The 19,759-nt window shown below is 69.4% G+C and carries 20 protein-coding genes and 1 pseudogene; 16 read left to right on the forward strand and 5 right to left on the reverse strand.

Annotated elements, in window-relative coordinates; translation table 11 throughout:
- The first annotated feature begins 332 nt into the window (after positions 1 to 332).
- The 13 genes and pseudogenes from AB0I77_RS43195 to AB0I77_RS43255 form a co-directional block, all read left to right on the forward strand.
- A complete protein-coding gene (locus AB0I77_RS43195; RefSeq protein WP_363288349.1) occupies positions 333 to 716 on the forward strand; it encodes a hypothetical protein in 384 nt (127 codons plus the stop codon).
- Positions 713 to 1,516, forward strand: a complete 804-nt coding sequence (locus AB0I77_RS43200) for a DUF317 domain-containing protein (protein ID WP_363288350.1) — start codon at positions 713 to 715, stop codon at positions 1,514 to 1,516. The genes AB0I77_RS43195 and AB0I77_RS43200 overlap by 4 nt, the downstream gene beginning before the upstream one ends.
- 27 nt (positions 1,517 to 1,543) lie before the next feature.
- The gene (locus tag AB0I77_RS43205; RefSeq protein ID WP_363288351.1) at positions 1,544 to 1,900 is read left to right on the forward strand and encodes a hypothetical protein; all 357 of its coding nucleotides are present in this window, start codon (positions 1,544 to 1,546) and stop codon (positions 1,898 to 1,900) included.
- Positions 1,891 to 2,712: a DUF317 domain-containing protein gene (locus AB0I77_RS43210; RefSeq protein ID WP_363288352.1), complete on the forward strand. Its 822-nt coding sequence runs from the start codon at positions 1,891 to 1,893 to the stop codon at positions 2,710 to 2,712. The genes AB0I77_RS43205 and AB0I77_RS43210 overlap by 10 nt, the downstream gene beginning before the upstream one ends.
- A gap of 286 nt (positions 2,713 to 2,998) precedes the next feature.
- Entirely contained in the window at positions 2,999 to 3,298 is a 300-nt protein-coding gene (locus tag AB0I77_RS43215) for a hypothetical protein (protein ID WP_363288353.1), read from the forward strand.
- A gap of 2 nt (positions 3,299 to 3,300) precedes the next feature.
- Positions 3,301 to 4,077 carry a DUF317 domain-containing protein gene (locus tag AB0I77_RS43220; protein WP_363288354.1) on the forward strand — a complete coding sequence of 259 codons (777 nt, stop codon included), beginning with the start codon at positions 3,301 to 3,303 and terminating at the stop codon, positions 4,075 to 4,077.
- Positions 4,078 to 4,109: 32 nt separating this feature from the next.
- The gene (locus tag AB0I77_RS43225) at positions 4,110 to 5,906 is read left to right on the forward strand and encodes a TraM recognition domain-containing protein (RefSeq protein WP_363288355.1); all 1,797 of its coding nucleotides are present in this window, start codon (positions 4,110 to 4,112) and stop codon (positions 5,904 to 5,906) included.
- 57 nt (positions 5,907 to 5,963) lie between these two features.
- Entirely contained in the window at positions 5,964 to 6,563 is a 600-nt protein-coding gene (locus AB0I77_RS43230; protein ID WP_363288356.1) for a hypothetical protein, read from the forward strand.
- Between the two features lie 29 nt (positions 6,564 to 6,592).
- On the forward strand, positions 6,593 to 7,456 hold the full coding sequence (locus AB0I77_RS43235) for a hypothetical protein (RefSeq protein ID WP_363288357.1): 864 nt from the start codon (positions 6,593 to 6,595) through the stop codon (positions 7,454 to 7,456).
- Positions 7,453 to 8,256: a DUF317 domain-containing protein gene (locus tag AB0I77_RS43240; protein ID WP_363288358.1), complete on the forward strand. Its 804-nt coding sequence runs from the start codon at positions 7,453 to 7,455 to the stop codon at positions 8,254 to 8,256. Before AB0I77_RS43235 ends, AB0I77_RS43240 begins: the two co-directional genes overlap by 4 nt.
- A gap of 114 nt (positions 8,257 to 8,370) precedes the next feature.
- The gene (locus tag AB0I77_RS43245) at positions 8,371 to 9,309 is read left to right on the forward strand and encodes a DUF317 domain-containing protein (protein ID WP_363288359.1); all 939 of its coding nucleotides are present in this window, start codon (positions 8,371 to 8,373) and stop codon (positions 9,307 to 9,309) included.
- Positions 9,310 to 9,690: 381 nt separating this feature from the next.
- Entirely contained in the window at positions 9,691 to 10,626 is a 936-nt protein-coding gene (locus AB0I77_RS43250; RefSeq protein ID WP_363288360.1) for an alpha/beta hydrolase, read from the forward strand.
- A 23-nt stretch (positions 10,627 to 10,649) separates the two neighbouring features.
- Positions 10,650 to 10,865 (forward strand): annotated as a pseudogene (locus AB0I77_RS43255) (hypothetical protein); the annotation flags it as partial.
- A gap of 482 nt (positions 10,866 to 11,347) precedes the next feature.
- On the opposite strand, the gene AB0I77_RS43260 reads toward AB0I77_RS43255, so the two are convergent.
- From AB0I77_RS43260 to AB0I77_RS43280, 5 genes are all read right to left on the reverse strand, one after another.
- Positions 11,348 to 12,544: a hypothetical protein gene (locus tag AB0I77_RS43260; RefSeq protein ID WP_363288361.1), complete on the reverse strand. Its 1,197-nt coding sequence runs from the start codon at positions 12,542 to 12,544 to the stop codon at positions 11,348 to 11,350.
- Entirely contained in the window at positions 12,541 to 13,029 is a 489-nt protein-coding gene (locus tag AB0I77_RS43265; RefSeq protein ID WP_363288362.1) for a hypothetical protein, read from the reverse strand. Before AB0I77_RS43265 ends, AB0I77_RS43260 begins: the two co-directional genes overlap by 4 nt.
- A gap of 254 nt (positions 13,030 to 13,283) precedes the next feature.
- Positions 13,284 to 15,059, reverse strand: a complete 1,776-nt coding sequence (locus AB0I77_RS43270) for a hypothetical protein (protein WP_363288363.1) — start codon at positions 15,057 to 15,059, stop codon at positions 13,284 to 13,286.
- 35 nt (positions 15,060 to 15,094) lie between these two features.
- Complete coding sequence (locus AB0I77_RS43275; protein ID WP_363288364.1) at positions 15,095 to 15,415, reverse strand: helix-turn-helix transcriptional regulator; 321 nt, start codon at positions 15,413 to 15,415, stop codon at positions 15,095 to 15,097.
- Positions 15,415 to 16,485: a site-specific integrase gene (locus AB0I77_RS43280; RefSeq protein ID WP_363288365.1), complete on the reverse strand. Its 1,071-nt coding sequence runs from the start codon at positions 16,483 to 16,485 to the stop codon at positions 15,415 to 15,417. The genes AB0I77_RS43275 and AB0I77_RS43280 overlap by 1 nt, the downstream gene beginning before the upstream one ends.
- Before the next feature lie 210 nt (positions 16,486 to 16,695).
- On the opposite strand from AB0I77_RS43280, the gene AB0I77_RS43285 reads away from it, so the two are divergent.
- From AB0I77_RS43285 to AB0I77_RS43295, 3 genes are read left to right on the forward strand one after another with little or no spacing between them, the layout of a single operon-like run.
- On the forward strand, positions 16,696 to 17,325 hold the full coding sequence (locus AB0I77_RS43285) for a hypothetical protein (protein ID WP_363288366.1): 630 nt from the start codon (positions 16,696 to 16,698) through the stop codon (positions 17,323 to 17,325).
- Positions 17,322 to 18,596, forward strand: a complete 1,275-nt coding sequence (locus AB0I77_RS43290) for a DNA cytosine methyltransferase (RefSeq protein ID WP_363288367.1) — start codon at positions 17,322 to 17,324, stop codon at positions 18,594 to 18,596. Before AB0I77_RS43285 ends, AB0I77_RS43290 begins: the two co-directional genes overlap by 4 nt.
- Positions 18,596 to 19,714: a DnaB-like helicase N-terminal domain-containing protein gene (locus tag AB0I77_RS43295; RefSeq protein WP_363288368.1), complete on the forward strand. Its 1,119-nt coding sequence runs from the start codon at positions 18,596 to 18,598 to the stop codon at positions 19,712 to 19,714. Before AB0I77_RS43290 ends, AB0I77_RS43295 begins: the two co-directional genes overlap by 1 nt.
- Positions 19,715 to 19,759 lie beyond the last annotated feature (45 nt).

The raw sequence follows: 19,759 nt of genomic DNA on the forward strand, positions 1-19,759 counted from the left end.
CTCGCCCGCATCAACCCCGTTGTGGGTAGGGGGTCGCCCCCGCGCGCCCCCCCCCCCCCCCCGCGGGCCCCCCCCCCCCCCCCCGGCCCCCCCCCCCACCGCACCGCCCGATCCCCGGAGAAACCTGTAGCAGCCCGCACTCCCCCACCGATCAGCCACCGGCTCAAACCCCGACTCGCGACTGCGCTGTTCCGCCGCTACCTGCGCGCCTGCATCTCGACCGGCCCCGCCCCCCTCCCCGCTCGCCAGCGCCCGCCCGGAGGGCGTCCTTGCCGAGACGCAGCGCGTTGGCCACCGCCACCGCCACTGACCGTCCACCGACCCGGAGGAGCATGTCCCACCCCGCCCCCTACCCGGTGAGACTGGCCGACGAGATCACCCGCCAGCTCGGCCAGCTCGCCGATCACCTCTCTCAGCTTCCCCCTCCCCAGGCCGCGCAGGTCATCGCCCGCGTTCTCGACCCGGGCGCCGGAGTCCTCGGCGGCGTCGCCCACCTCGTCGCCACCGGCAGCGTGTTCGCCAAGGACCAGGCCGAACGAGGCGCCCTCCCAGCGGAGGTGTGGCTCGCTCTGGGCCGCGCCTCGAACGAACTGCACGACATCACCCTCGACCTGGACGAACACAAAGACACCCTGAAGCACGTCGGCACCCAGCCCGCCACCACCGCGGCGAAGCCCCCGGCACCCGCACCGCTCGTCGTGCGGCGGCGCCGGTGAAGAAGAAGCAATGGCAGGGCTGGGGGCCAGGCGAGCAGGCCGAGCAGCACTACCTCGTCCAGCCCCGCGCCCTCGCCGGCGGCGGCGACATCCGACACGTCTCGGAGTTTCTGCGCGCCTCGGGATGGCGGGACAAGTCCAAGACGAACGGCCCTCTGCTCATGGAGAGCCCCGACCGCACCGTCCGTGTCGCCTACGACCCCAATGTCCTTCCCGGCGGGTGGACCATCCACGGCAGAGCGGACGGCCCCAACGGCGAGTGGACGGCGTGCCTGGGGCGGCAGACCCCGGTGGAGATCGTCGCCGGTCTGACCGACGCCCTCAGCCGCCCCTGCTCCGCCCACGCTCCCAACGTCTGGGCACCGTTGCAGGAGCAGAACTGGCACACGCGTTTCGAGGGCGAGCACTACACCGCGACCAGCCCCGACGGTGCCGCATGGATGCAGTACCACCACAGCTCGGACGGCGCGGCGGTGTGGTGGACCGGAGCGAAGGACAAGCAGGGAAACGGCTGGACGGCCAACTTCACGCCGAACACGCCGATGCACCTGGTGCAAGCCTTCTCAACCGAACTCGCCAACCCGGATCCCGTGATGCGCCCGCGTGGGCGCGTCCCGCACAGCGCACAGATCCGCACCTGGTCGGTCTCCGTCAAGCCCTCCCAGCTCCGTGCGTGGCAACAGGCCCGGATCACGGCTGCCCGCGCCGCCACCTGGGCCCGCAACAGCGCCCGAAGCACACGGCCACGCACCAGCGCCCGTCCCTATACCCCCGCCGGCGGCACCCGGACCCGCCGCTGACCCGACGCCCCGTTCCCAAGGAGCCCCATGCCCGCACTCACCCCGGACACCATCCACACCGCGACCGAGACCCTGTCGGACCTCACCGACTACCTGCGCGAGAACCCCGACCCCGTGGAGGCCCTCGCCCTCGTCGAGCCTCTCCTCGACGAGTACACGGGCCTGCCGGTCCGGCTCGCCGACACCCTGCGCGCCCTCGCCCGCGCCCTGCAGGACCACCCGGACGTCCCGCGCACCGCACAGGTCGACCTCCTGATCACCGAGTTGCGCACGGCCGCGTGGGAGCAGGCCGACCAGCACACCCTCCACTACGTCCTAGACGACCTCCGCGACCTGTACGGCAGCGCCGCCGCGAGCGAACAGGGGTGCTGCTCGTGCCGCTGAGCGAACGGCAGCTCGCCGCGTTCGCCGACAAGCACGCCTGGCAGATCCCCTTCGACACCAGCCCCCGCCACCTCGCCGGCCCCGGAGACGCCCGCCACGTCACCCACGGCCTAGCCACCGCCGGGTGGAGCGCCGTCTCCGACCCCCTGAGTGCCGAAATCGTCCTGCGCAGCCCCGACCTGCGCCACCGCCTCCAGTTCGACCCACAGTCCACCACCTCCGCGTGGTGGCGACTGCGGGCGGAGCCCACCGACACCGAGCCCGGCTGGTACGCCGAGTTCGGCGAACTCGTGCCCGCCGAGGTCCTCGCCGGCTTCACGGACGCCCTCATCGTCCCGCCGCCACAGCAGCCGGACCCGTGGCAACCAGTGACCTCGGCGGGGTGGCACCGCGCTTCAGACGGCACAGCGCGCTCGCCAGACTCCATGTGTCACATCGAACTGCGCCCGTTGAGCGAATTCCGCGTCCGGCCGTTCTGGCGCGTCGAAACCCGCGAGCCCGGCCACGGAGAGTTTTCCGGCCCGCGCATCTGGCACGCCTACTTCGACGAGCACACCCCCGCCTACCTGGTCAGTTCGTTCCTCACCGCGCTGGCCGACCGCAGCCCGCTCCAGCGCGGCATGTACGACCGCACCGGCCACTACAGCGCCGTGCAGGAGCCCAGCCCACTGCGCCCACAGCACGTGGTCGACGCCCACGCCGCGCGCCTCAAGTCCCTCCGCGCGCAGGCACGCTCCGCCCGCCGGCAACAGACGAAACCCGCGACGACCCCGGCGAACCTCGGCCCAGCCCAGCCCGCCGCTCGCCGCTGAACCGACAGGACCCCTCCCCATCTCCTTCGACCACCACGCACACCGCGACTTCCTCCGCCACCTCGACGACTATCTGAGCGACAGCAAGAAGATCCTCGACACCTGGGACGCCTACTCCGACGAGCACACCGACCTCGACGGCTGGCCCCACGACGACCACGCATACGGCCTGCGCGCGAGCCAGCGCGACGCCGACACCCTCACGGCGTTCGAGCCGCTCCGCTACGGCGCCCGTCACCTGCTGGCCACCGCCGAGACACAGCTGGCCCTGCTGCCGGAGAACACGGTGCAGAGCCGGTGGGTCTACCAGTTGGGCGTGCTGCGCGATGCCCTCGACCGGCTCGACGAACTGCACGAGCAGCGGCTAAAGACCCGAGACGCTCTCCCCACCACTGCCAGGCCCGGCACCGCCGACTTCGACGACTCCCTCGCCGAGCATCACGCCGAATCGTGGAGCTGCCTCGATGACTGGGCCACTCACGGCAAGGCGCTCCGGGAGATCAACTCCGCCGCTCGCACAGCCCGTTCGCCTCTGGCCCCCATACCGGTCCCCGCACCCGTCCAGCGGATTACGGCACGGAAGTGAGCATGCCCCCGACTCCCGAGACCGTCGAGGTCGACCTCATCGCACCGCGTCACCTCGCCGGCGGCGGTGATCCCGCCTGGATCACCGTCCCCCTCCACCGTGCCTGCGGCTGGAGTCACGGCAACGACCCCCTGATGCCGCGCGTCCTGCTCGCCAGCCCCGACCAGAAGGCCCTCCTGCGCCTGGAGCCCGATCCCGACGGCCAGTGGTGGACCTTGAGCCACGCCGCGGAGCCGGACAGGCCCGCCTGGTACGCGAGCTTCGGCGCACGTACCCCGGTCGAACTCATCGCCGCAGTCACCGACACCCTCACCGACCCCGCCTCAACAGCGAGCACACCGTCCGACCCGTACGAACCGCTCCGGCAGATCGGTTGGTCACCGTACGGCGACGACGGCCTCGTATCGCCCGACAAGGCGGCGTACGTCGAGCGCCTGGGAACGCAGGATGATCCGGGAGCCTGGTTCGTCACCGTCACGCTCGGCCTGCATCGGAAGGTGTGGCAGGCCCGCTTCGGCGAGCACACTCCCGCGCGCCTGGTCACCGCGTTCACCGCCGCGCTCGCCGATCCGGCCCCCGTAGCGCGCACCGACAGCGTGCACAGTCTGCCGACCCACGACCCGAAATTCGTCACCCGCCGGACCACAGACGTGCCCGCCGTACTCGTCTCAGGGGCGCTGGAAGAACGCGTCCACACCCTCGCTGCCCGGCGCACCCTCCCGCCGACTAAACCGATGCCCTCGGCGCCTGCGCCGGTCAAGAACGGCCACAGCCGCTGATCCCTCCGTCCCCGCCCGGAAGCACGTAGCCCTTGCCCCCTTCCTCCTCCTCGAACAGTTCCACCGACGGATACGACCTCGTTCTGCGCCTCCTCCTCGGCGTGCTCGCGATCGTCGTCCCCCTCGCCCACCTCGCCTGGCTCTCGGGCAACATCACCGCCTACCTCACCGGAGCCGACTGGGCGCCTTACCAGCCGACCGCCGCCCTGCTCCACCCCGAGCAGGTCTGGCCCGGTACGGGAGACACGTCCCTGCTGATCGGCGCCCGCATAGTGCCCGTCCTTCTGCTCCTGGGCCTCGGGGCTGCGGTCGGCGTCGTATGGGCCCGGTACAAGAGCCGCAGCGGCGGCCGGAAAAAGAAGATCACGGACATGGCCAAGGCTCGGGACATCGAGCCCTTGATGGCCAGGGCGATCACGGACAAGGCCCGCGCCTTGCGGCCGAGTCTGAAGGACGCCAAGAACATCGACGCGAAGGACACCGGCATCCTCCTCGGTAACCTGCAGGGCACCAAGCACGAGGTGCGTATGGGGTTCGAGGACGTCGCCTGCGCCATCATGGCGCCCCGGTCCGGCAAGACGACCTCGCTCGCGATCCCCTCCATCCTGCACGCCCCCGGACCGGTGCTGCTCACCAGCAACAAGGCCGCTGGCGATGCCTTCACCACGGCCTACGAAGCGCGGGCGAAGGCGGGACAGGTATGGACCATGGACCCGCAGCAAATCGCCCACGCTGCCCGCGAGATGTGGTGGAACCCCCTGGCCAGCGCGACCACCCTGGACGGCGCGAACCGGCTGGCCGGCCACTTCCTCGCCGCGAGCGTCGACGCATCCCAGCAGGGCGACTTCTGGTCCAAGGCCGGCAGCAACATCCTGTCCCAGCTGCTCCTGGCCGCGGCTCTCGACGAGCGGCCGATCACCGACATCATGCAGTGGCTCGCCTTCCCGGCCGACCGGACCCCACTCGACATCCTCCGTGATCACGGTTTCGCCGCCGTCGCCGCACAGTTGAAGGGCACCGTGGAGGGGCCGCCCGAGACCCGCGACGGCATCTACGAGACCGCCCGCCAGTACGCCGCCGCGCTGCTCAACTCCGAGATCGCGGCCTGGGTGACGCCGCAGAAGGACGTCCCCGAGTTCCAGCCGGCGCAGTTCGTCACCTCCACCGACACGCTCTTCCTGCTCAGCAAAGACGGAGGCGGCGGCGCCAGTGCGCTGATCGCGGCGTGCGCGGACTCGGTGATGCGGGCCGCGACCGCCCAGGCCGAGCGCGCCGGCGGTCGGCTCGACCCGCCCATGCTGGCGATCCTCGACGAGGCCGCCAACGTGTGCAAGATCAGCGACTTGCCGGATCTGTATTCACACCTCGGGTCGCGCGGGATCATCCCGATCACGATCCTGCAGTCCTACCGCCAGGGCCAGAAGGTCTGGGGTGACGCCGGCATGGACGCCATGTGGTCCGCCTCGACCGTGAAGGTCATTGGCTCCGGCATCGACGACCCGGACTTCGCCGACAAGCTCTCCCGGCTGATCGGCGACCACGATGTCGAGACCACCTCGACCTCGCACTCGGAGTCCGGCAAGTCGACCTCTGTGTCGATGCGGCAGGAGCGGATCCTGCCCGCCGACGCGATCCGTGCCCTGCCCAAGGGCACCGCGCTGTGCTTCGCCACCGGCATGCGCGCCGCGATGCTCGACCTGCGTCCTTGGTACCTGGAGCCCGGCGCTGGCGAGCTGTCCGCCGCTTCCGCCCGCGCGTCGAAGGCCATCACCGCTCGCGCCATCGCCAAGCACGCACCCCAGCAGGGCGACTACGGCACGGCCGCCTGACCGGGCTGCGCCACACCCCCGGATCGCGCTCACCGCACCACGACCCTCCGGAGCACCATGGCTCTCACCGACCACTACGACGTCTTCATCGGCTCGACCGGCGACGGATGGACCTTCCTCGTCCTCAACCGCCCTCTCCGCAACGCCGCTCGCATCCTGACCGGCGCGGGATTCACCGCCCGCGAGCACCAGGGCCGCACCCTCTACCTCCTGCCGCCCGGGACCGCCGAGGAGTCACAGGAACGCGCCGGAGTCGCGGCCTACGGGCTCATGGCTCACACCCTCGACGGCGTCGACCTGGCATGGACCACGCGCGAGCACGGCGCAAGCCCGGTCGGCCAGCCCGACGTGACCATCCGCTTCACCGACCACGCGGTCACCATCACCGCGGCCACGGGCCAGGCCGACGCCGTCCTCGCCCAGTACGGCTTCATACCAGCGGGGGCGAAGCGGCAGTACGCACTGCCACCCGGACTCGGTGAGCGCGACGCCCTCATGGCCGTTGTCCGCGCCGAGGCCCACCTCGACGCCGATGGCATCAGTGTGCGCATCGACCTCGGCATCGCGACCACGCAGGACATCCCACCGGCGCCATCCCGCACCGGTGCCGCCCCCGCACCGGTGCCCACCACACAGGTCCAGCGGCTCAGCCGCTGACCACCATCCGCCTCCCCCGGAGCATCACCATGCGCCAGATCGACCTGAAAGCCGAGTACACCCGCCTGATGCAACTCGGCAGCAACTTCGAGGACTTGCACAGCGAGATCCGCTCGCTCACCCTCACCCCCGGCACCGACGCCCGGCAGCAGCTCACGGCGAAGATCGGGGACACGAACGAGCTGGTCCAACAGGCCATGTTCCGCCTCGCCGCCCTCGACGGCAGCCAGTACACCGCCATACCCGGCAGCCGCCCGGCTCTGGAACTACTCGCCTCCGTCGTCTCCGCCGCCAGTCTCGCCGCATCCGACCTGGCCTGCGCGCTGGAGGCCAACCCGCTGGAGGGCGCCCCCTTCCCCGGCCCGCCGGGCGCCCCGTTCCCCGACACCCCGGGCGATGAAGCAGCCGTGCGCACGGCGCGGCACGCGGAGGCACTCCCCGCCATGGCGGAACACCTCGCGAACGCCGCCCACCAGCTCGACCTGGCCTACACCGGCTGCTACTACCTCGCCAGCGGCATCACCCGGGACCTGAAGCAGCACGCCGAACAGAACCAGGCGACGCCCGCGCCGAAGATCACGGACAGCCAGTACGCCGTCCTCGCCCGGCTGTCCGCAGGAGGCGGCACCCGTTACGTGATCAGCCGATACGGCGTGCTCAAGGCCATCGACAAGGACCGGGCCACCGTGAACGTCACCACCCTCAACGCCCTGATCAAGCGAGGACTCGTCGAGGTGGACACTACGACATCCCTGCACCAGGGCCAGCGCCTTGACGTCACCGCCGAAGGCCAGCGTGCCCTCGCCCAGCACAAGCCCGCCACGACCCCCGCCCGAACAGCGGCCGTGACGCCTCCTGCGACCAAGCAAGCCGCCGCAGGGCGCATGCGATGACCGGCTTCGCCCCGACGGACCGCGTCCTGGTCAGCCCTGTCTACCTGGCCGGCCCCGGCAACTCCACCGTGGTCACCCGCCCGCTGCACGCAGCCGGTTGGGCTGAGGCACGCACGCCCGCCGGGCGGATGTTCTCCAGCCCCTGTCTGCGCGCACAGATCGCCGGCCTTCCCAACGGCTGGACGATCTCCTCCGCCCGCGAGCCGCTCGCCATCCCCGACTGGACCGCTCACTTCACCCGCGATACCCCTGCCGAGATCGTCTCCGCCTTCACCACCACGCTCGTCCGCGGTCTGCCCGACGACCATCGTGACCATCGGCCCGGTGGTCCCCACCACACCCTTGCCAGCCCTGGCGATGTTCTGACCGTGCGCGGCTGGAGGGACGACCTCAGCCCCCTCTTCCTCTACCAGCACGCCCCGGACGGCCACGCTTACCTCCGCCTCAACCTCGGCGAGGCCGACCACCCCGAACTGAAAGGCGAGGTCTGTGCCGCCTGGACCCTGTACGCCCAGGTCGAGACCGCGGGTGGACCGCGCTGGTACGCCGACTTCACCAGCCGCACCCCCCTGCACCTGATCACCGCCACCGCCGACGCCTTCTCCCGCCCGGACCCCGTACGCCGCAGGCCGCGCGACCTCCCCGAGCGCCACCTGCCCTTCCTGACCGTCCGGTCTGCGGCGGCCCGCCCCCATGCTCACACTGCGCGCGCCACCGCACGGTCATCGGCCAGCGCCGTACCCGTGGCCCGAACACCGGCGCACCTGCGCCTTGCCAACCCCACACGATCACGCCGCTGACCTTCCTACCCGGCCTTCTCGGCACAGCGCAGGCCCCGCCACCTGGGCCGTTGAATGCCGACACCTGACGGCGGTCCGAAGCGCTCCGTCTCTTCCCCACCACTGGACTCCCCTGTGCCCGAACCCCGCCCCGACCCCGGCCTGCGCCGCACGCAGCGGGCCGGCCGTGACCGTAGCGATGACGATGTCCTCGTCGCCCCTGGCTACCTCGCCGGCAGTGCCTACTGCGGTGACGACGTCTTCGTCCCGCTGACCCATCACTACTGGCACGACATGAGTGACGAGATGGGCAACTTCTATGTCACGACCATGGGCAGCCAACTCCGCGTCGCCTATGTCCCGGAAGCATCCGAACTGATGCCGGATGCCACCGCGTTGTGGCAGATCCGCTGCCGCACGGATCTGCACGCCCCACCGACGTGGACCGCGGCCTTCACCGACGAGGCCCCGCCCGAGATCGTCGCCGCCGTCACCGCCGCCCTGGACGCCGACGTCACCGCGGGCCGATGGGACGACGAGCCCTACCGCGAGCGCGATGACCATCCGGAGATGGTGTGGGAGGTCCTCCACGCCGCCCGCTGGCAGATCACCGTGGACGGCTGGCACATCACCGCGACCTCGCCCGACCAGCTGGCCCGTCTGGAATACCGCCCTCCCTCCTCGTTCGGCGGGCACACAGTGGCCCGAGACGAGGCGTGGCGCGCGAGGATCCTTGCCGCCCCGGATGCGCGACGGGCGCTGTGGGAGGCCGATTTCCACAGCGCCACCCCCGCCCACCTGCTCGCAGCTTTCGCCATGGTTCTGGCCGATCCGGCGCCAATCTCCCGTGAACGCGCCTGCGTGCCGCGCGAGTGCCACGGCCACCTGCGCCCGCTGAAGCCAGACGCCCCCGCGGCGCCCCGGGCCGCGGCGGTGCCCACGCCCCGGGACCTCGCACGTGCCCGGGCGGCTCGCGGTCCTGCACTGGCAACCGTCAGCGTTCCGCGCTGGTCAACCACGACACGGCCGCCCGCCGTTGCCGCCCCCGCCATCACGCCGGGCCCGCGCCGCTGAACATCTCCGCCGCCGGGATCCAGCGCGACACAGCCATCGAAGGCCACCGCGCGCTCGCCCACCACCAGCCCAGCCACAAGCGCCCCTCGCCGCCTCCTACGGCAGCGGCACCGCCCGGCCGTGGTACGAGCCGGTAACCGGCAGCGCCATCCCGTCCCGCCGCCCGAGCACGCGGCCGAAGGCGACAGCCGTACGGCGCTGACTGCTCGCGCCCCTTCGGGGTCGCCTCCTCGCTATCCGCCCACCCCCAATACGGCGGCATGCGCAGTGCGGTGCCGAACGGCCGGTTCCACCAACCCGGCGCGAACGGCGAACGGCTGCCCCCTACTGATCCCCCCTTCCGGAGTTCTACCTGTGCGCAACCCGCCTTCTGCCACTGAAGTGTTGTCGGTCTCCGCCGCGGACGGCGCTCGTCTGTCGGTCTACCGCGACACCCCGGTGCGCCCGCGTCCCGGCGGCGCGACGGTCGTGCTGGTGCACGGCGCGTCTGTCACCGCGGACCTGTGGCGCGTCCACGCCCGGCACCTGACCGGTCTGGGCTTGACCGTCGTGCGCTACGACCAGCGCGCGCACGGTCACACCCCGCGCGGCCAGGCACCGCTGACGATCCGGCAGCTCGCCGACGACCTGCACCAGATCCTGGCCCACCTCGTCCCCGCCGGGCCGCTCGTGTTCGCCGGCCATTCGCTGGGCGCCCTCGTCCTGCAGGAACTCGCCGCCCTGCACCCCCAACACCAGGCCCGCGTACGGGGCATGGTGCTGCTGTCTCCCACCGCACGCGGGGCGAGCGTGCTGCCCGGCCGCAGCCCGCGTGCCCTGCTTCTGGCCGCCGCACGCAGCCTGTTCGCCCTGACCTGCACCCACGCGCCCCAGGCCGTGGACCTCCTGCGGCACCGGCTGCCCACCACACACCCCTACAGCCTCGCGCCCCACCCCGACCGGCCGACCAACGGGCCACCGCCGTGCCGCCACGGCATCCGCCACACCCACACCCGCGATCTCGCCGACCTGTGGCAGTGCCTGCGCCGCTACCAGCCGCGCGACGCCACCGTGCTCAACCAGTTCGGCGACCGACTGCTGCTGATGGCCGGCGCCGACGACCTCCACATCCCCGCCGCCCACACCAAGCGGCTGGCCGCCCAACTCCCTGCCGCCCGCCTGGAGATCCTCCCCCGCACCACGCACGCGCTGCCCATCCGCCACCCCGCGCTCATCAGTGACCGCATCGCCCGCCTCGCCGCCGATCCGGGCCGCCATCCTCCTCACCCTCAGGACCGATCATTTCCGAACTCCCTGTCTTCCGGGCAATTTCACTAGGTGCCGGTATCCAGTCCAGCGCCATGCTCGCCCTCTCCGCACAAGGCATACTCCCGAAGGTCGACTACGCGATTTTCGCCGACACGGGCTGGGAACCGAGAGCCGTTTATTCCCATCTCGACCGGCTGGAGCGAGAAATAGCCAGACCCGCAGGCATACCCGTTCTCCGCGTATCGTCCGGAAACATACGCAAGGATGCCCTGGACCCCGACCACAGATTCGCATCAATGCCGCTCTGGAGCCCAAATGTTCAGCATTACCGAAGGGGGATAGGGGTCGAACTCGGGGACGGAATCTGGCATTCAGTGCGCTACCATTCGCCAGTTCGTAGCGTCCAGTCTGCCAAATCACCGCCTGCCACCCGCTTGGAGAGGCAAGGGCCAGCAACTGCTCGGGAGTGTCGCCCCCAGGAGCGGCACCGGCGGTTAGCGCGTAGTGACGGCGGCCAGCCCGCCTCCGGATCCCAGTAGGGCATGATCCTCGCGGGCGAGCCAGCCACGTTGGCGTGGTCGGGAGCTTCGCCCCGCACCCCCGACCTCGCCGCGACCACCAAGTTCCGCCCGAGGGAGAGCCAGAGCCCCGGCGCCCAGCCAGTTGCATGCGTCACCCCCCGGGGCCGGTGCGGGGCCATTGCTTGCTGACGGGAACATGCGGGTCTGGTTATGGCCGTGGCTCGTCAAGGTGATGTAGGTGTATGGGCCTGCAAATTCGCATCCCCGGATTACGAGACGCTGGTCTGTCGCCAGGATGCGGCTGGCCGGACTCCTGCCTTGTGGGCAGCTATGAGGTGAGGGCGTGTACGTAGCCAAAGCTGTTCGGCGGAAACTTCCAAGTACTCCGCGAACTGGTGGAAAATCTTCGCGTGATTCTCAGAATGACTCCCGGACGCAGGATCTACCTCTAGCATCCGGTTCATGTGGCGACGATATGCTGATCTTCGTTGCCGCGCCGGCGGATGGCTACCCAAGGTCAGGCAACCTTCTCGACCCGTGCGCAATAGCGAGGTTGCGCGATCCATAATATCGATCACGGTGAAGAAGATGTCGCCGCCGCCTGTCGCGAATAGCATCTTTATGCCTTCGCGGGTGTTTTGGGAATCGGTTGGCGTCATAGACAGCAGGGACATTTCGAGGCCGTGCTCATCGGCGGCGAACTCGCGCTCCCACGAGTGATCGACAATATCGACATTCTCGTCGACTATGGCCCATTTTGCTCGGATTGATCCATTGAGATCCCCATTTACGATATGGCCATACTCATGCCCCACGATGAACTTCCACATCCCGTAGGAAAGATTGGTCGCCAGGTGGCGGTGCTCCTCAGCGAAGGAGAATTCTTGCATTCTGCCGCGCTGAACAAAGGATAGGAGCATGTTGGCAAAAAGCTGAATCGCTTCCTCATCCTGATCCAGACGACCCGCGATGCGCGTCTGATCGGTGTCAATTCCATTACTCCCTAGCGTAGCGTACGCCGGCGCAATTGCGTGAGTCAGCATGACACCTAGGGAGAATAGCCCCTCTTCTAAAATCACCACGAATTCATTTGAACGTGGCACCGCGATGGTCATTGCGTTTATCTGCCCGGTCCGCAGCGTCCCGAGAGTGGGTGGATGCTCAGGCAGCAGGTGAGCCCCTTCCGCACCATGTGCTCGAATCCCCGATTCCAACTCACTAATCACGGCTGGAACCAGGGTCACATCATGGGGCCTCCGATGGGAATTTCGATGGTCGATGGAGAACTCTTCGATCGCTTCATTAGTCAAGTCTGCGGAATATTCATCTCCGATGAATTCCAGGGCCTTAGCCCGCATCAGGCGATTGAATTGCTCAGCAAATTCTGCTGTCATGTACCTATGGGCGCGCTGTTGCAGAAGAGAAAGGAAACGCTGCGCTTTGCTCGGTTCCGAATCCTCAATCACGCAACGCCCCGCCCCGGATCCTGGGTGGAAATCTCGACGCCCGAGCTCACGCTTCCTCGCACGGCGCTCTCCACCGCTGCCATGGTGGTGCTTGCATCTCCTCCTGCCAGCACGCTGAGGCAGTCGATCACGGCGCTGACGTCACCTCGGGACTCCTGGCAGTGCACAGTGACTGTTCCGTCCACAGCCAACACAATGATCAGCCCAGGAAGAACGTCCCGCGATCGCCCCACCGCCTGCACTGCACCCGGGCGCAAGTCGATGAGCTGCCCACCCCTTCTGGCGTCGAGCAGACGGCTCACCGTATTGACCGCCAGGACGCCGCCCAACAGCGACACTGCAACGATCGATACTGGTTCGATGCCACTCGTTGCCGGTTCAATCATCTCGACATCGTGCAGTTCAGCAATCTCTCGAGCAAAGGCGACGTCCTCCGCGTCGACGAAGGCGACTTGCTCGGTGACCTCATTTGGCGTGTCTCCCATGTGCTGGATCGTAACGCCGAGTTGAGCCACAGCGCGTCGACTTTCCGATCCGGATTACTTCGGTCGACGAGGCCAACGCCCAGCCTGTTGTGGAAGGTCTGGGTGCACCTGGCAGGTCGGACGTCAACGCCCAGAACCCGCGAGCTTAGTCCGTGATCGGACCCCGCCGGACGGGTCGGCTAGAGCGAGTGCTACGACGTAGCAGCGGAGTTGCTCCCTTCCGGCGGCCGCCCAGGCTCGAAGGCTCCCCGCCGTCAATAGCCTGGGTCCCTTTCGGTTCTCAAATCGGGGCTCCGGTCGAGTTGTGTTCCGAAGCTGGCGTCTACATAGCGCTGTGCGGTGTCGGGGTGCAGCCCGAAGACGGCGGCGACGTGAAGGGGGTCCGGCGCCCCGGCAGCCGTCGATTCGTCGAGGATGCGGTCTTGGCGGAGGCGATCGAGGGTGACCTGGTGTCCCCGGACACCGTTCTGGAGCCACCACCGGCTGACCGGCCGGTCACCGTGCGCGGTCTGCTGGGTGAGCAGCAGGTGGGGATTGGCTGTTCGGGGCCATCGGGCGTGGCGGTAGCGGAGGTAGCTCTCCAGCGCGGCGACCGTGAGGTCGTCCAGGGGGCGGCTCTGGTCACCGATCGCCAGGTGCCGGTTGGGCAGGTCGACGTCGTCCAGCGCGAGCGTACGCATCTGGGTCTGGGACAGCGCGTGGTGGGCGGTCAGGACAAGGACGAGCCACTTCACGGCGTCGCGTTCGCCGGTGGTGAGATCGGAGAAGGCCGAGGCGGGAAGCCGTGTGGGAATGTGAGGCTCGCTGTGTTGGGTGAGGTTGCGGCTCAGCCGCCGGGTGGGATTGCGGAATGTCCGCCGGTTGGCCTTGAGGTAGGCGAACAGCGACCGCAGCGCTGTCAGGCGGGTGTGCCCGTCGCCGTCGCGCGGCGTCGGGGCTTTCAGGGCCACCGCAACATCATCGCGGGTGATCTCGCGTAGCGAGTCGTGAACCGCCGCCCAGGCCGTGAGCGTGGGCAGGGCCTGGTCCAGATAGTTCTTCCAGGTGAGCTCGCTCTTGGGTCGGTGGCGGGCGTCGCCGCGACGCAGCACGTCGACCCAGTCCGCGACTTCGCTTCGAATGCCGCCGGTCAGGCTCGCGAGGCGCCTGTCGATCCAGAGGTCTGCTCGGGCCGGGCGATCGTCGTCCAAGCGCCCGAGTATCTGCAGCAGTTCGAGCGTGCGGGCAACGTTGCGATGGCCGCCGTCGGCGAGACGGGCAACCGCGCTCGCCCGGTAGATAGGGGTGCCGGCGGGGTGCGCGGCCACCACCGCCCTCAGGGTCAGCGCGACGCTGTCGCGAACGTGGTGGGTCCAGCCGTTGCGATCGCCGATGCGATCGAGGTAGCTGACCAGGTGGGCGTACCAGTCGCGCCGAAGGTGGTCTCCGTCAAGGATCTTGGGCGGCACCAAGGGCGCGGGCAGGGTGAACAGCTCCGGCTGCATCGGCCACGCACCCTCGCGAGCGGGGCGGTCCTCCGGGACGACCTGCTGTCCGGCGGCCTTGGCTCGCCGCTCGGCACGGGACGGGTTGAAGCGGGTGATGCAGCGGTGAGTGTCCGCAAGGAAGAGCTGCTGCCCGGTGATGCGGACCGCAGGGAGCGCGGCCGTGCCGTCCTTGCTCAGAGGGTGGGCGAGGAGCCGGGCCTGATGCCAGCACAGGCGGCAGTAGCCGTCGTGGACGGGGAGCCGGCGATCGCACCCGGCGCACTCGCCGTCCGAGTGGGCGCGGGCGAAACTGCGGCACGCCTTGCAGTACTTGCCCTCGAACGGTCCCCAGGCCATGCAGGTGCGGCAGGAACGCGGCTGATCCGGTGGGGCGAGCAGATGCGGGTGGCAGGTCCGGCACCAGCCCGACATCCACTGCTCGCCGCCGCAACCGCGGCAGGGAGGCGGCGGGCTGGCAGACCAGCTGCACTGCCAGCAGCGACGGTGCTGCGGCGTGCGGGGCGGACGCTGTCGGCACACCGAGCACACCAGCTCGCCGGCCAAGGCGGCCCGCAGTCTCGGCCCGATGCTTCGGCGACTCATGGTGGAGCGCTTCGACCCGAGCGGCGCAGAGGCTTAACCGGCTGATCCGCCGCGTCAGCATGCGCCGACGCTGTGGTGCCCGGTGTCCGGCGCTCGACGGTGCCGGGCTGGCGCACCAGCAGTTCCTCCGGACTGCAGTCCAGCGCGGTGCAGATGACCTCCAGATCGTCGAGCCGGACGGAGGTCGGCTGGCCTGACCAGAGGTTGGACATCTTCCCGACGCTGATCTCCAGGCCGTACTCGGCGAGCAGTCGCCGCAGGTCACTTGCCTTCCAGATCTCCCGCCGGGCGGCGGCCATCCGCAGATCCCACTTCATCAGTTCACCCCCGTCAGGCGGGCCGCGGTCCGGTCGGCGGCCTTCACCCAGGAGTCCTCGATATGCGTACCCAGCACATGTACGTAGCCCATGGTCGTCGCGATCCACTCGTGCCCCAGGAGCTCCTGGATCGCGACGATGTCCACGCCGTTGCGATACAGCGACGACGCGCAGTAGTGCCGCAGGAGATGCGGGCTCATCCGGCCGCACCACGAGGGCAGGTGCCGCTCGACGGCGGACTTCAGTGCAGCGCGCAGGGTCTCGTCACAGACGCGCTGGCAGGATCCGTCCCGGGCTCGCCGCTCGGAGACGAACAGCGCAGCGCCCGGTCGGCCCCAGGCGTCGTCGAACTGGCCGCGTACCTCTTCGACGTACCAGGTCAGCTGGCCACGCGCACCGTTGATCAGCGGCACCATACGGGGCTTGGGCCCTCTGCGGCGGGCGCCCTTGCCGAACCGCACATGCGCCTTACCGAAGGTCCCCAGCTCCCACTTCAGGTCCTCAAGGTCCAGGCGCTGCGATTCACCGATGCGTACACCGACCTGCGACCACAGCTTGGCCACCGTGTAGTTCCGGGCAGCGGGCAAGAACTTCCTCGCGGTCAGGACGTGGTCTCGCCAGCCGTCGAAGAGGCGGACAACCTCGGCATCCGTCGGCGGGATGCGGATGCTGCGACGCCATCCGCTGCTCGGCCGGTTCATCTCGTCGATTGGGCTCTGCACCACCTCGCCGGTGAGCGCGTGGATCTCCGCCTGGTGCCGCAGCTCCAGGAACTCGAAGAAGACGGAGATCGCGAACGCCTTACCGCTGACCGTGCTGTGCGCCTGGCGTCGTCGCGCACTCAGGAACCGGTCCGCGTCGTCCGGACGCGCCGTCCACAGATGCCGCCCCAACGACGCGCGGAATTCGGTGATCGATCGGATCTCGCCCTGGATCGAGCGGTCCTCCACGCCCGCGGCAGCCCGAGCGAGGACGTAGCCGGCCACGAGGTCCTGCTCGAAGGCATCGAGTTCCTCGGGGGTGGGATCCGGTCGGACGGACCGGAGATCACGTACGAGCGCCAGCGTCATGCCGCACCTCGCCTTCGCCAATCCCGAAGCTATGTCAGCAAGGAGACGAACATCTCAGCTATCCCGATAGCACTTCAACCTATGGCCAACGGCTACGCGGAACGCCAACCGCGCTGGTCAGCGGGACCTACCCGCTCACGTACACGCAGGAGGTCCACAGGAACACGCGGGAAAACGAACAACGTCCTGAACAAGGACGGAAATCCGGGTATGACCAGGCGGCAATGTACCGGCGAATATAAAATTAAGCCGATCAAGAAAAAGGTCCGCGAACTACTCGGCTACCCCTATCCGATACGCATCCCTAAGGGTGTCTTCGTCGAGCAGTGGGTCGGCATTTCCACCGATGAATTCCACCGGGCCAAGGACGCCGACGTCAAGTACATGCGCAACCGGCACCCGCTCATCGACATGGGCTGGTCACGGTCCGACTGCATCCGCTACCTGACGTCGCTCGGCCTGGCCGACACCCCGAAATCAAGCTGCCTCGGGTGCCCTTTCCACGGGAACGCTCAATGGCGCAATATCCGCGACAACTCTCCGGAGGAATGGGAGGACGTGGTGGAGTTCGACGCGGCCATCCGCAAGGGAAACGCTCGCGCCAACGCCACCGGCAACCGTCTGCTCGGCGAGGCGTTTCTCCACCGCTCCCGCGTACCCCTCAGCGAAGCTCCCATCGATCACGTCACCGCCGCCGAATGGGCGGCGATGCAGCAAGAACTCACCGAGAGCGGACCGGACCTTCAAGAGCTGGAGAAAGGAGTCGTCGACGGCTGTTCCCCGTGGGCCTGCCGCGGTGAAGTCGAGCCGGTACAGGACGACTTCGGACTGGCCTCTTGACCATCCTGGACCTGTTTGCGGGGCCGGGCGGCTGGAGCAAGGCACTGGGTATCCTCGGCATGCGCGACGTCGGTCTGGAATGGGACGAGTGGGCCTGCAAAACCCGTACCGCTGCTGGTCAGTTGACGGTCCGGACCGACGTGGCGATGTATCCGACATGGCCCTTCATCGGCCGCACGCGCGGGCTGATCGCTTCCCCGCCGTGCCAGGCGTGGAGCATGGCCGGCAAACGCCTCGGTCTGTTGGACCAGCCGCTGGTGCACGCGGCGGTCGAGGACCTGGCCGCCGGACGTGACACCCGCGAGCGCCTCCTCGCCGCGTGCCGTGACGAGCGCTCCCTGCTCGCCGCTGAGCCGATGCGCTACCTGCATGCCCTGAACACGGTCGGCGAGCCCGACTGGGTCGCCATGGAGGAGGTGCCGGACGTCCTGCCTCTGTGGAAGCAGTACGCGGCCGTCCTTCGCGGATGGGGGTTCTCGGTCTGGTACGGGATCCTCAACGCCGCCGACTTCGGTGTTCCGCAGACCAGGAGGCGGGCGATCCTCCTCGCCTCCCGGGTCCGTACGGCACAGCCTCCCACGCCCACGCACTCCCAAGTCGCCGAGCCGGAATCACTGTTCGGGCCGGGCCGCGCCCGCTGGGTCAGCATGGCCGAGGCTCTGGGATGGGGGGCAACCGACCGGCCCGTTCCCACCGTCTGCGCCGGCGGCGGGCCCGGCGGCGGACCCGAGCCGTTCCCGTCGGGCTCCCGCAAGACACTCTCCGACGCCCGGGAGCGCGGCACCTGGATGCCCAGGCCGGCCGGTGTGGTCCTGCAGTCCCGCCGCGAAGGCGCTGGAGGGGCGGCCCGGCACGGCGCACGCGAGGACCGGGCCGCCGACGCTCCGGCTCCGACGTTCACCGCCGAGGCCCACCGCTGGTCCTGGTCCCTGCGCAGTAACAACCAGGCCAACGCCACCGTCCGTCCGCTGTCCGAGCCGGCAGGCACGCTGTTCTTCGGGCACCGGGCGAACGAGTGCACCTGGGTCGCCGAACCAGCTTCGTCTCCGACCGAGGACACGGACGCGCCAGCGGTGCCGGAGCCGATCCGGATCACCGCCCGCGAGGCCGGCCTCCTGCAGACCTTCCCCGCCGACTACCCCTGGGCCGGCAACAAGGGCCAGCAGTTCTCGCAGATCGGCAACGCCGTACCCCCGCTGCTCGCGGGCCACCTCCTCGCCCCACACCTCGGCGTCTCTCTCGACCCCGACGACTTCACTCTCGCCGCCTGATGCCACACGCCCCCGAACCCGACGAAGACGACCTCGACGCGATCACACCGCCGCAGCCGGTGTTCCACGTCGAGCAGGCTCTCCTCGGCGCACTTCTCCTCGATCCGCACCGTCTCGGCGACGTGACCGGCATCGCCGCCGACTCCTTCTCCACCGCCGCGCATGCCGCCCTGTTCGCCGCGATCAGCACCCTGCCTCCGCCCGACCCTGCCGAGCACGCGAAGAACACCAAATGGCTCAACCAGGTGCTCGCCACGGGCCGCGAGCAGGCGCGCGGGCTGACCGCCTCGTACCTGCACACCCTCGTCCAGGTCTGCCCCTGGCCCCGCCACGCAACGGCCTACGCGCGCATGGTCGAGGCCGAACACGCCCGTCGCCGCCTGCAGACGGCCGCCGAACGCCTCGTCCAAACCGTCCACGATGCCCCCCTCCCGCACCCCGTCCAGACAGTGCTCGCCGAGGCCGACGCACTCGCCGCCGTCGTAGACGACATCGCGGCCCGATTCCCGCCACGCGCAGGCGTACTGCCACGCACCGAGGCACCTCCACCGCCCTCCGCACGCGACTACACGGAGGCGGTCGAGGAAGAGCAACTGCTGCTCGCCACCGCCACCGCCCACCCCTCCGATGTCGACTCCGCCCGATGGCTGCTCCCCGACGACCTCACCCTGCCCTTGCACGCCGGCCTGTGGCAGTGCCTCACCGCCCTGGCCCGCCGCCGCGAGCCCATCGACCCGGTCACCGTCTTGTGGGAAGCCCAGCAGCGCGGCCTGCTGCACGACGGCCATGAACCGGGCGAGGTGCTCCGATTGCTGGCCGAACCGGCTGGGTCCGTGGAGCACTGGGGCGAGCGTGTCCTGCAGCGCTCGCTCCTGACCACCGCCGATCACACCGGCCGGCGCATCGAGGCGTACGCCAGCGACCTGGCGAACACCCCATTCCAACTCGTCGTCGGCGCCCACCGGTCCCTCGCCGACGTCGCCGCCGTCCGCACCCGCTGGCAGCACGCCACCGGAACGGTCCCCACCCCACGACCGCGCCCCGCACCCACCATCCGTGCCGGTCCACCGACCACCACGGCCGCGCACAACGCCCGCGCCACGCGAGCAACCCGATAACACCCTGCATACGCCGGTGGCCGGACCCGAAGGCCCGGCCACCGG

The organism is Streptomyces sp. NPDC050619 (genome assembly GCF_040654815.1).
GTDB lineage: Bacteria > Actinomycetota > Actinomycetes > Streptomycetales > Streptomycetaceae > Streptomyces.

What these genes read in the sequence shown, in the direction of transcription:
- AB0I77_RS43275 (WP_363288364.1), bottom strand. Translation starts at nt 15,415, where the DNA reads ATGAAGTGGGATCTGCGGATGGCCGCCGCCCGGCGGGAGATCTGGAAG.
- AB0I77_RS43280 (WP_363288365.1), bottom strand. Translation starts at nt 16,485, where the DNA reads ATGACGCTGGCGCTCGTACGTGATCTCCGGTCCGTCCGACCGGATCCC.
- AB0I77_RS43205 (WP_363288351.1), top strand. Translation starts at nt 1,544, where the DNA reads ATGCCCGCACTCACCCCGGACACCATCCACACCGCGACCGAGACCCTG.
- AB0I77_RS43235 (WP_363288357.1), top strand. Translation starts at nt 6,593, where the DNA reads ATGCGCCAGATCGACCTGAAAGCCGAGTACACCCGCCTGATGCAACTC.
- AB0I77_RS43230 (WP_363288356.1), top strand. Translation starts at nt 5,964, where the DNA reads ATGGCTCTCACCGACCACTACGACGTCTTCATCGGCTCGACCGGCGAC.
- AB0I77_RS43265 (WP_363288362.1), bottom strand. Translation starts at nt 13,029, where the DNA reads ATGGGAGACACGCCAAATGAGGTCACCGAGCAAGTCGCCTTCGTCGAC.
- AB0I77_RS43220 (WP_363288354.1), top strand. Translation starts at nt 3,301, where the DNA reads ATGCCCCCGACTCCCGAGACCGTCGAGGTCGACCTCATCGCACCGCGT.
- AB0I77_RS43240 (WP_363288358.1), top strand. Translation starts at nt 7,453, where the DNA reads ATGACCGGCTTCGCCCCGACGGACCGCGTCCTGGTCAGCCCTGTCTAC.
- AB0I77_RS43285 (WP_363288366.1), top strand. Translation starts at nt 16,696, where the DNA reads ATGACCAGGCGGCAATGTACCGGCGAATATAAAATTAAGCCGATCAAG.
- AB0I77_RS43295 (WP_363288368.1), top strand. Translation starts at nt 18,596, where the DNA reads ATGCCACACGCCCCCGAACCCGACGAAGACGACCTCGACGCGATCACA.
- AB0I77_RS43195 (WP_363288349.1), top strand. Translation starts at nt 333, where the DNA reads ATGTCCCACCCCGCCCCCTACCCGGTGAGACTGGCCGACGAGATCACC.